Origin of the sequence: Moorena sp. SIO3I8 (genome assembly GCF_010692325.1) — a bacterium.
Lineage (GTDB): Bacteria > Cyanobacteriota > Cyanobacteriia > Cyanobacteriales > Coleofasciculaceae > Moorena.
This window is the reverse complement of sequence record NZ_JAAHHW010000174.1, coordinates 1-10,549: the sequence shown is the minus strand read 5'-3', so window position 1 is coordinate 10,549 and position 10,549 is coordinate 1. Positions and strand designations below refer to the sequence as shown.

13 protein-coding genes are annotated in these 10,549 nt (G+C 42.0%); 7 read left to right on the top strand and 6 right to left on the bottom strand.

What is annotated here, in order from left to right; genetic code table 11:
• Positions 1 to 237 precede the first annotated feature (237 nt).
• Positions 238 to 1,272 carry a sulfotransferase gene (locus tag F6K51_RS33425; protein WP_293029186.1) on the bottom strand — a complete coding sequence of 345 codons (1,035 nt, stop codon included), beginning with the start codon at positions 1,270 to 1,272 and terminating at the stop codon, positions 238 to 240.
• Positions 1,273 to 1,367: 95 nt separating this feature from the next.
• Between F6K51_RS33425 and F6K51_RS33420 the strand changes: the two genes are divergently transcribed.
• Complete coding sequence (locus F6K51_RS33420; RefSeq protein ID WP_293029183.1) at positions 1,368 to 1,514, top strand: hypothetical protein; 147 nt, start codon at positions 1,368 to 1,370, stop codon at positions 1,512 to 1,514.
• Here F6K51_RS33420 and F6K51_RS33415 read toward each other — a convergent pair.
• On the bottom strand, positions 1,493 to 2,893 hold the full coding sequence (locus F6K51_RS33415; protein WP_293029181.1) for a hypothetical protein: 1,401 nt from the start codon (positions 2,891 to 2,893) through the stop codon (positions 1,493 to 1,495). The two genes, F6K51_RS33420 and F6K51_RS33415, sit on opposite strands and share 22 nt — an antisense overlap.
• A 278-nt stretch (positions 2,894 to 3,171) precedes the next feature.
• On the opposite strand from F6K51_RS33415, the gene F6K51_RS33410 reads away from it, so the two are divergent.
• The 4 genes from F6K51_RS33410 to F6K51_RS33395 all read left to right on the top strand — a co-directional run bounded on the left by F6K51_RS33410 (position 3,172) and on the right by F6K51_RS33395 (position 5,944).
• Positions 3,172 to 4,287: a glycosyltransferase gene (locus tag F6K51_RS33410; protein WP_293029178.1), complete on the top strand. Its 1,116-nt coding sequence runs from the start codon at positions 3,172 to 3,174 to the stop codon at positions 4,285 to 4,287.
• An 82-nt stretch (positions 4,288 to 4,369) separates the two neighbouring features.
• Entirely contained in the window at positions 4,370 to 4,663 is a 294-nt protein-coding gene (locus tag F6K51_RS33405) for a hypothetical protein (RefSeq protein WP_293029176.1), read from the top strand.
• On the top strand, positions 4,653 to 5,036 hold the full coding sequence (locus tag F6K51_RS33400) for a DUF6516 family protein (protein WP_293029174.1): 384 nt from the start codon (positions 4,653 to 4,655) through the stop codon (positions 5,034 to 5,036). Before F6K51_RS33405 ends, F6K51_RS33400 begins: the two co-directional genes overlap by 11 nt.
• A gap of 350 nt (positions 5,037 to 5,386) precedes the next feature.
• Positions 5,387 to 5,944, top strand: a complete 558-nt coding sequence (locus F6K51_RS33395; RefSeq protein ID WP_293029172.1) for a Uma2 family endonuclease — start codon at positions 5,387 to 5,389, stop codon at positions 5,942 to 5,944.
• Between the two features lie 91 nt (positions 5,945 to 6,035).
• Here the strand turns inward: F6K51_RS33395 and F6K51_RS33390 are convergent, their stop codons facing one another.
• The gene (locus F6K51_RS33390) at positions 6,036 to 6,686 is read right to left on the bottom strand and encodes a sulfite exporter TauE/SafE family protein (RefSeq protein WP_293029189.1); all 651 of its coding nucleotides are present in this window, start codon (positions 6,684 to 6,686) and stop codon (positions 6,036 to 6,038) included.
• A 9-nt stretch (positions 6,687 to 6,695) separates the two neighbouring features.
• Positions 6,696 to 6,974: a hypothetical protein gene (locus F6K51_RS33385; RefSeq protein WP_293029170.1), complete on the bottom strand. Its 279-nt coding sequence runs from the start codon at positions 6,972 to 6,974 to the stop codon at positions 6,696 to 6,698.
• Positions 6,975 to 7,385: 411 nt separating this feature from the next.
• On the opposite strand from F6K51_RS33385, the gene F6K51_RS33380 reads away from it, so the two are divergent.
• On the top strand, positions 7,386 to 7,781 hold the full coding sequence (locus tag F6K51_RS33380) for a glycosyltransferase (RefSeq protein ID WP_293029168.1): 396 nt from the start codon (positions 7,386 to 7,388) through the stop codon (positions 7,779 to 7,781).
• Positions 7,782 to 8,075: 294 nt separating this feature from the next.
• On the opposite strand, the gene F6K51_RS33375 is transcribed toward F6K51_RS33380, so the two are convergent.
• A complete protein-coding gene (locus F6K51_RS33375) occupies positions 8,076 to 8,399 on the bottom strand; it encodes a hypothetical protein (RefSeq protein WP_293029164.1) in 324 nt (107 codons plus the stop codon).
• A gap of 858 nt (positions 8,400 to 9,257) precedes the next feature.
• On the opposite strand from F6K51_RS33375, the gene F6K51_RS33370 reads away from it, so the two are divergent.
• Positions 9,258 to 9,434, top strand: coding sequence for a hypothetical protein (locus F6K51_RS33370; RefSeq protein WP_198954011.1), 177 nt, complete (start codon positions 9,258 to 9,260; stop codon positions 9,432 to 9,434).
• A 597-nt stretch (positions 9,435 to 10,031) separates the two neighbouring features.
• Here F6K51_RS33370 and F6K51_RS33365 read toward each other — a convergent pair.
• On the bottom strand, positions 10,032 to 10,256 hold the full coding sequence (locus F6K51_RS33365) for a hypothetical protein (protein WP_293029159.1): 225 nt from the start codon (positions 10,254 to 10,256) through the stop codon (positions 10,032 to 10,034).
• Positions 10,257 to 10,549: the final 293 nt, after the last annotated feature.

Genomic DNA, 10,549 nt, shown 5'->3' with positions numbered 1-10,549 from the left:
AGGAATACTATCCAGGAATCCATTCTAAAAAAATTGCACCCTATTTATCTTTAACTGACAATACATCCCACAGTTTTCAAGTCTTTATTAAAGGTATTAAACAGATCTTAGAGGTATCACCATGACCAAATCCGGTTGGGTGCATCTCCTAAAAGCTGTTTGACACTCCTGCTCCCTGCTCCGAAGTCCCTGCTCCCTGCTCCCTAAAACCCAAGACCTTAATAGCAGGGTTACCATCTACAAGCGTCTGCGAATCGCTTCTACAATGTTTCGGGTTCGGTCAAGATTCATTAACAAAGCTAGGGTCAATTTTACAGGTAAAAATGCCCAGCTTAATGCTAACATCAAGGGGTTGGGCTTCATCGAAGCATAGGAGTAACCATGCTTGAGCATGTTAGTATAGGTTACTTGCTGGCAAATATGAATCTCTGTCACAGAAAGTCCCCCACGCCGCCATTTTCCAGTGGTATTCGGGTCAATTCCCCGACGTTTTGGTGTGATTTGCTTATGGGATGAGACACCGCCCTCATTTTGAGGAACGTCCAACATTTGTGATTGGAACTCCAGACCTAGAAACTGGCAAATTTGTTCCACGGTCTGCTCTGGATTTGTTACCAAATATTCAAATCTCACCGTACGACATCGCGGATGATTGGCAAATTTGTCAGCAGCGTTAATCGAGGCATTCCAAAGTTTTGAGATGGTAAAGGGATGATAATTGCACCAAGACCGGAAGGCTTCTCGATAAGGAATATTCTTGGCACCCAGGAATTTGATTCGCCACTTATATTTTTGTGACAGCAGTACGTCTCGGGGGTCACGAACCATATTAATAATCCTGCTTTCGGGATAAAGTTCCAGGATTTCAGCTATGTATAAGACATTGCGCGGAGTTTGCTCACAAGGAATACTCTTACTGTTTTTAGCAGCTTTGTATCCCAGAAATACCTTAAAGACATCCCCAGAGGTTAGCCTTTGCTCCGGAAACTGGGCAATAATTGCTTTGGCTTCTTCACTAAAGTCACTGGGATCCCCTGGACGCAGAACATCACTATGCTGAATTGATAGGAGGCGAGCCGCTAGCTGTTCTGCTTCTGCCTGAGTCAGGTAAGAGTCCCGATGCTGCTCGGACCATAACTGCTCAAAAAAATGGAGTTCCTCAAAGGTGAAAACCTCTGAATTTAATCCCAAGATTAGACCGATCAGAGTAGTGCCACTGCGGGAGTTTCCTACTACAAATATCTGTTCCACTCTTGGTTGATGATCAATCATGATGGGCTGATGGGGTGATAGGGTGATAGGGTGATGGGGGAATTGGTAACAGTATGATAAGTATATCAGCACTAAGGATTAAGCATAACAAAAAAATGCTTGTCTTTCTTTTATACTGTTCCCTATTCCCTATTCCCTATTCCCTATTCCCTATTCCCTGTTCCCTGTTCCCTGTTCCCTATTCCCTATTCCCTACTCCCTACTCCCTACTCCCTACTCCCTATTCCCTACTCCTTTGTTGAACAGACCAGGAATTAACTACTAGTCCAGCCAGTAACCAAAAATAAAAACTAAAGGGTCGAAGTTTAAATGTCCTTTCCACAAAGGTGTAAAAGAAAGAAACAATAATTATCGTACAAAGCATCACCCCAAGGGATTTGTATTCCAGGGATGAAGAGGATTTAATCAGAGAGTTAGAGGTTTGGTAAAGCCGTAGCAATATTAGCCAAAAAATCCCCAAACCAACAATTCCAAAATACCCCAGGAAGGCAAACCAGTAGGCATCTTCCAGGAGTTCCACATGCCAGGATAAATGCCGTTGTTCATCTGGGGAGAGAATCACGGAATTTTCTATTCCTCTTTGTAAGGCACCAGGCTCTGGACCAAAGCCAAACCAGCCTCCTGAATTCATCAAACCATTAACAATAGTCTTGGCTGCCCAACCCCGCTGAGCTTCTAAGTTGTGTTGCCAGTAATCTGGAGAAAAAATCGAGAAGAAATAGGAAGTTAAATCAGGAATTTCACCATTTTCAGAGACGGAAGCTGCTGATGTTTGAAGATTCAATAATGGGGAAATTAATACTACAGTTATCAAAATTGCTGTAGAAAACCAGAGGATGAGAGCAGTATCTCTTTTACGTTTGAGATGAACTAATACTAGAATAGGAATTAGTAGAGATATCATCAGTCCAGCTCGCTTTTTGGAAGCAAAGTTGGCGAAATATAGCACTAAAATACTAGCGGAGTCTTTGAAAGTGGGAATAAGATGACTAGAGTGGGTGTAGACATGGCTAATAAATACTGAAATGGCTAACATCAGGAATCCTGAAAGGATGGCACTGTCGCCAAAGGTGCCAATGCTGGCATTTTTGGCAGCCATTGTGCCGGAGTGGATGACTTGCCTGGTGAATAGTTTCTGAGTGATGCTGGCGGGTAAGAAGTATTGGATGGAGGCTATACCTGCCTGGATTAAACTGGCTAGTCTAATACTTTTTAATAATAGAGAAAGCTGTTCGATAGAAATGTCAATATTAACAACAGTATAGTAAACGGAGATATACCGAAAATTAGTGCGTAAGTTTTTAATGCTACCTGCAATTCCAGCATGGTTAACAACAATGGAAATCATGGTACCGAGGAAAAAGGCAATAATCAGGATATCAAGGGGGGTTTTTCGTATACCTTTACCAGAGGAGATCCGCAGGTAAATTACCCTTACCATTAGGATGTAAAGGATAATTTCGGGAACAAAACGTATTAATGAAATTAACGGTGATGGTAAGGGGAGCCAGTTGAGAACAAAGTCTTCAAAGGGTTGGTAGATGGTTATGGTTAAAATTATCGCAAATGGTAGCTGCCCTGTTTGCATCGCCCATCGATACCAGGAAATTATTTTGTTCATTGTTGGGATTAGGGAGTCGGGAGTCGGGAGTCGGGAGTCGGGAGTGGAAAGTGGAAAATTTTCTAAATGCCTGTTCCTTTATGATTTTATTTAGTGGTATTGTAACTAAGTTAGAAATTATTCCTACATCTAAGCTACAGCGGTTTTCATATTAGTGGAGTACACACACGGATTTTTTGCCTGTTCCCTATTCCCTACTCCCTACTCCCGATTCCCGATTCCCGATTCCCGATTCCCGATTCCCGACTCCCTGTTCCCTGTTTCCTGTGCTATAAGTTATGTCTGTTGCTTTAATTGCCCATTATCTTGGTCCTCGCTTAGGGATTGGGCAGTATCTCAATCGATTACTACCACCTCTAGTTGAGGAACTGATCAGCCGAGGCACTAAGGTGAAAATCTTGGCTTCTCCAAATGCGTTTGAGAATACTCCTACCCTACAGGAGTTGGCAGATAGTGTTAATATCCTACCACCGCTGGATTACTCCCCAGCAAAGCGGTATGGTTGGGTGGCTACTCGCTTTAATGGGTATTGTGCTCAAGCAGGAGTAGAGGCTCTAGTCTGGCTATCTAACCCGATCGTACTGCCGTGGCATCCACCTACTATTGCAGTGCTTCATGATGTCAATGAATGGAAAGCGGCTAATAAGTATGGCGATCGCATAAAAACGGCTTTGCGATCGCTAATTTACCTGGATGCCTCGATTCGTTTTGCCCAGCAGATTATCGTGGTAAGCAAAGCTACGGAGAATGACCTGCTACACTTTCGCCCTAACCCAAGGCTTCAACAGAAGCTGAAAACTATTCCGAATGGAGTAGACTCACCCCTAGCTAAGTTACCGACCGTCTCGATTTCTGCTCCCACTGGACCATTCTTGTTATCGGTAGGTCGGATCGACCCAGCTGCCAAGCGTTTACCGGAAGCTGTGGCATTAACCTCTCAACTTAGAGAGCTTAGTGGTGAACCTTGGGAATTGCATTTAGTGGGAGGGATGAATACTTCCACCCAAGCTAGCGGTGAAGCGTTCCTCAACTCAATTGAGAGCTTGCCTTGGGTTCAGTATCATGGTCACATAAGCGATCGCATTTTGGCTCAATGGTATCGAGAGGCAACAGCGGTAGTGTTTCTGTCTGACCGGGAGGGATTTGGACTACCGATTGCCGAAGCCGCATCATTTGGTCGCTTCGTGGTGGTATCTCAAGGGAATCAAGCCGGTTTAGAAGCAGGGGGGTCTGCCATTATTACTGTTGATCCTGATCAGCCTAGGGAGGCAGCCGAGAAGGTAATCGGTGGTTTGAAAGAAAAACAACTAGTTGAGATTAGTAGTAATTTGCCGAAGTGGGAAACAGCAGCAATGGCTTATGCTGATGCGATTAATGAACTCAATAGGGAGTAGGGAGTAGGAAATAGGGGTGCGATTCGTTATTCCCTGTTCCCTTATAAACCTTATTAACGTCAATAAAAAAAAACTTAAAAAAATGATGGCTGAACTCAAAATTAGATCAAAAGATCCAGATTCACTAAAACGAATTATTCAAAGTGCCTTGTCAGAAAGATTACAGAGTGTTAAAGCAGGAATTCAAAGGACAGAACAACGCCTTCAGGAATTTGAAACTAAATACAAATTATCAACAGCGGAATTTATTACTCGCTTTAATAACGATGAATTAGTCCATAGTTTTGATTTTGATGAATGGATCGGAGAATCTAAAATGTTGGAACATTTACAAAAAACAAAAGAATCTATAGAGGATATTTATTTTGTTGATTGAAGACTATTTTGATCAGATTGATCTTTTATTGTCATCATCGCTAATAGTCAAAGGGTTAACTATTGAACGGGAAAAAAGAGGAATGTATGAAGGGTTTATCAGAGGCAAGATAAATTTCCAAGATAATTCCTTGCTCCATTTCCGAGAATTTGTCTATGTAGAAATTTCAATCGATAGAAAAATGTATAGTTATCAATATATGAATTACGATAATAATCTAATTTTCCGCTATGATAATACCGAACACCATCGAAAATTAAATCTTGCTACTTTTCCTCATCATAAACATGATGGAAGTGAGGATAATATTGTTCAATCTAATGCTCCTTTTTTAGCTGAGGTACTTAAGGAGATTGAAAAAATATTAGTTTAGTTTTAGTGCTTTCGCGTAGCGTGACCTACGGTCAATCCTGTAGCGGCGAACGAGCGTTCATCACCATCTTGTAGGTTGGGTTTATACCACGAAATCCAACAAATAACAAAAGTACAGATTAAACCTCTTGCTATAATTAACAAGCAATTATTTTTAAAAGTGTTGGGTGTCATTATTTTCGCTATTTACCATTATTACAGCGTTTTTCATAGCTACGAGGTACACATAATTTTTTTTCTCTTGCCTCTTGCCTTCCCCTCCTGGGAGGGGTTAGGGGTGGGTTCCTCTTGCCTCTTGCCTGCTCCCTGCTCTCTAAAAAATGCACCTCACCTAATTAAAAACCGCTATATATGACCACAGCCACTCCACCCCTAACCTTAGAGGAGTTCCTCAAACTCCCAGAAACCAAACCCCGATCAGAATTTATCAATGGGGAAATAATTGTTAAGCCCATGCCACAAGGCCAACATAGTCTGCTTCAGATTGAATTGTGTCAAGCTATCAATCGAGTCGCTAATCCCAACAAAATTGCCAAGGCTTTCCCGGAACTGCGCTGTACCTTTGGGGGTGAATCAATTATTCCCGACATCACAGTATTTCGTTGGGCAAACATCCCCATTGAACCAACTGGCAAAATTGCCAACCGCTTTGAAATACATCCAGATTGGGCAATCGAAATTCTTTCCCCAGACCAAAGACAAACCAAAGTCCTGAGCAAACTCATCCACTGTTTGCGTAATGGAACCGAACTAGGATGGTTAATTGATCCGGAAGAAGAAAGTATTATCGTGATTGATCAGACTCAACGATTGGAAATCCTTTCAGCAACCTCTACGTTACCGATTCTCAATGGAGTAGAGTTAGAACTAACAGTTGAGCAAGTTTTTGGGTGGTTAACCCTAGGGTAAGGTTACATGGGGTGCATCTCATAGGAAGCGGTCTGGCGTTGCTGAATAATAGAATGATTTTAAGAGAATGATAAAACCAAGAATCACTCAATTAAGCGCGTCTCAGTTTTGTGCGATACATCAGATAATAAAATGAAGTAAATAAAATCAGGGCAAACAATCCAGCCGAAACTACGGATGTCGTAAGTGGAATCAACAGTAAAGAAGTCAGCAATTCAATTCCAATTAAACTAATCAAAATCCAAACCACCATTTGGCGTTTCATCAGACTACAAAGAATTGCTCCGGTTGGCGCACCTACTACCACAACCGGAACCGCCGCTAACCAATAATTACTGACGGGAGTGACAAAATCCCCCAGGATAAAGTTATGAATTAAAAAGCCTGTGATGGCATTAATTGCCATCAAAATCACTGACGTTGGAGTGCTAACTTTCTCACACAAGCCAAACAGTAACACCATTACAGAGTAGGCAAAAACATCCATTCCACTCCCAACTAACCCACTAATCATACCGCCCATTAATCCGACTACTAGAGATAAAATTTTTTCTCGTTTACCCCAGTGTTCAATCGTCAAGTTCCGTTCAGTCTTAGTTAAATTTAAGTGAATTAAAATGAGGGCAAAACTGCTCACCATCATTGTAAATGAAATTTTAATGACTTCGGGAGGAAGTAAAGGAGCCAAAAAAGCTGTTCCCATAAAAATACCTGGAATTACCCCTAAACTCATCCAACGAATTAACTTCCATTATACTGGAGTTTTCATAGCAACAATCGTAAAAGAGGCGGCACTCATGCCAATACTTTGAATAGCTAAAGAAAAGAGTTTTGCATCGGGGGGAGAGACGTGAAGCCACTTTGTTAAAGCTGGAAAAGCAACTGCGCCTCCTCCCATACTTGTGGCTCCTGCAACCATCGAACCAAAGACCATTGTGAAGGCAAATTCCCAATGTTCAATCAGGTTGTAAATAGCTCGACTGGGTTCAATAATAATCAGCCAGCTTGTCCAAACTGTGAGTACACACAATAGACTATAACGAATATAACGTTGGGATTAAATAAACTTAAACACTGAATACATAAACTTTAAAATCTTGAAGATGAGTAGATTGTTGTGGAAACTCACTTGATAAGTTTTTTTATTTATTTTTTTATCAACCCTAATTAATTAATAGTTAGGGGATTATCAAAAAATAGCAGAGATAAAAAAAAATAACTAATTAATTACTAATTTAAAAAAACGTTAAATTAGTTACTTTATTATGCTAAAAAAATAGCATAATTATGAAAGCATTGCCCCACTTGAGCTGAAACCAATTTATACACCTAGGTCTCATCAAGGCAACAGGACTTACCCAAAACTGGACTCCAGGAAAATTGGCGTACACCAATTACCAATTACCGATCACCAACTAAACTTCGTAAGTCCATAGGAGGGATGAATACTTCGACCCAAGCTAGCGGTGAAGCGTTCCTCAAGTCAATTGAGAGCTTGCCTTGGGTTCAGTATCATGGCCACATAAGCGATCGCATTCTGGCTCAATGGTATCGAGAGGCAACAGCGGTAGTGTTTCTATCTGACCGGGAGGGCTTTGGATTACCGATTGCCGAAGCCGCATCATTTGGTCGCTTCGTGGTGGTCTCTCAAGGGAATCAAGCCGGTTTGGAAGCAGGGGGGTCTGCCATCATTACCGTTGATCCTGATCAGCCTAGGGAGGCAGCCGAGAAGGTAATGGGTGCGTTCAAAGAAAAACAATTAGTTGAGATTAGTAGTAATTTGCCGAAGTGGGAAACAGCAGCAATGGCTTATGCTGATGCGATTAATGAACTATAGTGCAGGGTGCAGCGGGAGCATGTCACTACTTCAGAAAACTCTTAACAATTTTTAATATTATTTTTGAGGTGAGTTGGTTTATAATAAATTCCAGTCCATCAAGCTAACTGTTTAGCAGCACTAGCAAATCGGTGCTTTTTATGGTGCTGTCTTATTTTTATGTTGATGACAGCACGATCAAAAGTAAATTTAGAGAATCTGTTTAGGTATGTTTGACAAATTCAACTCAGGGTTGTTGGAATCAACACTCTTCAAGGTATTCCACTGCTTTGATATAACTCGATACTTTAAAAATTAGGCATTACTGAATCTTTGAATGAATAGGAGTAGAGTGGGCAGTGTCCGCCCCAGTAGAGTGGGCATCTTGCCCGCCGGATAAGAAGAGTGGGCATCTTGCCCGCCGGATAAGATCTCGAACGGGCAAGATGCCCATTCCACAACACTAGCCCATTCCACAACACTAGCCCATTCCACAACACTAGCCCATTCCACAACACTAGCCCATTCCACAACACTAGCCCATTCCACAACACTAGCCCATTCCACAACACTAGCCCATTCCACAACACTAGCCCATTCCACAACACTAATAGTAGCCAATAGATCAGGCTTTTTCAAACATCTTCTTTTCCCAACCCATTCATTCCAAAGCTATTGAAACAGCAGTAGAAGCGAAGCCGGTCAACCTGGATGCATCGCTCCAAATTACCCATGCATGGCTTACAAATGCTGAGCTTAACATTGGTATAGCACTACCCATTAAAGTTAGGACATTGATAAAATCTCAAACGCTAATGCACCTTAATAAGGGGGAATTCCTCTTGCCTTGCGCGTAGCGCTATATCAGCTATTAGCCGTAGGCCAGGCTAGGCCAACATTTGATGCCCTAAAGATAGTGCTACTAGATCGGTACTTTTGACTAAAATAAGCTCACGGCTGACGGCACCTCAAGTAGCGTGAGCTAAAAGCTCACGGCTGACGGCTGAATGCTTACGTGGTCATTACGATCAATTTAATTGATTTTAGTGCGATCGCTAAAACTGATCCCACGTATACTAGGCAAGTTTAGCTATAGCATTTTATCATAATAAATACTTATTGTCAATAAACTGGAAATATTTTTTAATAAACCCCGCCTCGTTGTGTTTATAAACCCACAGAATGTTTCAGACAGACATCCAGGGATAGGTGGTTGTAGCTGAAACCGATTTCTACCGTTGCGATGCTCCGAAAGAGCCGCTAAACGCGCATCGCACCAGTAGCAAAAACCAACATCCCAACTCAAGGGCGTACGCTAAGCAAAACTAAGCCCACGGATCAGGACATTCTTTCCTGATTTTTTACAAATATGAGATAAACCATTAGCAGCTGTGTATACCCGCACAGCTGATCGCACAGGTGCATCTTACTGATTACTAAATTACTATGTTGGACTTCTTTTTGATCGGCGACACCAAGTGGCTGTTTGAAACTGCCATGGACAACCCCGAATTGGCTCCGTCCGTGGTTGAACTGCTCTTCCTAGAAGAGATTAAGTACAACGTTCGTGACAGCTCAATCTTAAAACACGACTATCATCTGACAAATTTAAGACAAGTCTATGTTGACACTCTCCGGTCTAAAGACCCGGGGCAGGATAGTAGTTATCAATAGTGCTAAAATAATAAGTTGCACAATATATATAGCAATTCTCATAGTCATGAGCGACATTGCTTATCCTTTTAAGGCAGAAGGCACCCACCCCTAACCCCTCCCAGGAGGGGAATGGCAGAAGGCAGCAAGGCAAGAAGGTCTTAAGGCAATAGGTGCCAATCAAAAGTGTACCTCATAGCTATGAGAAACGCTAGAAATAGTAGCAGCTAAAGATTTAGCATTGCTGAATAGCTGTTAATAATCAATCTCAGTAAAAGTTAATGTAGGGTGGGCAGTGCTTGATACAGATCAGATCAGCTGACAAAGTCCGTTGCTAGGCACTGCCCACCATCGGTGTAGCCCCAATCGGAATCTGATCCGATTGGCCGTTGGCCACGCTACGCGATTGACCGTAGGTCACGCGGGGCGCGTTCGCACTTCCCAATTCCATTAAATTAAAACCAAAAAAAATAGCCGTAGAAATACTATCCACGGCTATTTCACTGCTGTAAACGCAATTGTCTTGTCTATCAGTTTCCGAATCAATCCGGATGTGATTCTACCCGAACAAACCGGAGCCTTTGACCAGGGGGGAAACCCCCCCAGAAATTTAACCTATTAACGCCAAGTCGAAGACTTGGTTGCAAAACTAATTACTTCCCCTGGAATGCCCGTCGGCTGCAAAGGGCTCCACTCGGAAACATCTGCATACCCCAGTGCATAAAGGCTGTAAATAGTATTAGTTACTGCTTCAGGAGAGCCCTTAATGTACTTAATACGTTTTTTCTTTGGGTTAGAATCCTCAGAATTATTGTCGTGATTCGGAATAAAGTCTGTAGACATGATTAAAAAAATCAATTTTGTTTACAATGATTATTGTAATGATTATTATATAGTTTGTCAAGGGTTTTGAAAAACTTTTTTTTGGGTAAGTAATTTTAGGATAAATTGTCAGCTATCAGCTTATGTAGGGTGGGCAGTGCTAAATAGATATCACCTTAAAAAGCCCCTTGCTAGACACTGCCCACCCTAGGGCGTGTTTTCAAAGTTTTCCGCAAGATTATGATCCCCCCCAGCCCCCCTTAAAAAAGGGGGGAGCCATAGTCAAAGTCCCCCTTTTTTAAGCTCGAAAGAGC

Coding starts and splice junctions, on each gene's coding strand:
- F6K51_RS33425 (WP_293029186.1), bottom strand. CDS start 1,272: ATGATTGATCATCAACCAAGAGTGGAACAGATATTTGTAGTAGGAAAC.
- F6K51_RS33420 (WP_293029183.1), top strand. CDS start 1,368: ATGCTTGTCTTTCTTTTATACTGTTCCCTATTCCCTATTCCCTATTCC.
- F6K51_RS33415 (WP_293029181.1), bottom strand. CDS start 2,893: ATGAACAAAATAATTTCCTGGTATCGATGGGCGATGCAAACAGGGCAG.
- F6K51_RS33410 (WP_293029178.1), top strand. CDS start 3,172: ATGTCTGTTGCTTTAATTGCCCATTATCTTGGTCCTCGCTTAGGGATT.
- F6K51_RS33405 (WP_293029176.1), top strand. CDS start 4,370: ATGATGGCTGAACTCAAAATTAGATCAAAAGATCCAGATTCACTAAAA.
- F6K51_RS33395 (WP_293029172.1), top strand. CDS start 5,387: ATGACCACAGCCACTCCACCCCTAACCTTAGAGGAGTTCCTCAAACTC.
- F6K51_RS33380 (WP_293029168.1), top strand. CDS start 7,386: ATGAATACTTCGACCCAAGCTAGCGGTGAAGCGTTCCTCAAGTCAATT.
- F6K51_RS33370 (WP_198954011.1), top strand. CDS start 9,258: ATGGACAACCCCGAATTGGCTCCGTCCGTGGTTGAACTGCTCTTCCTA.
- F6K51_RS33365 (WP_293029159.1), bottom strand. CDS start 10,256: ATGTCTACAGACTTTATTCCGAATCACGACAATAATTCTGAGGATTCT.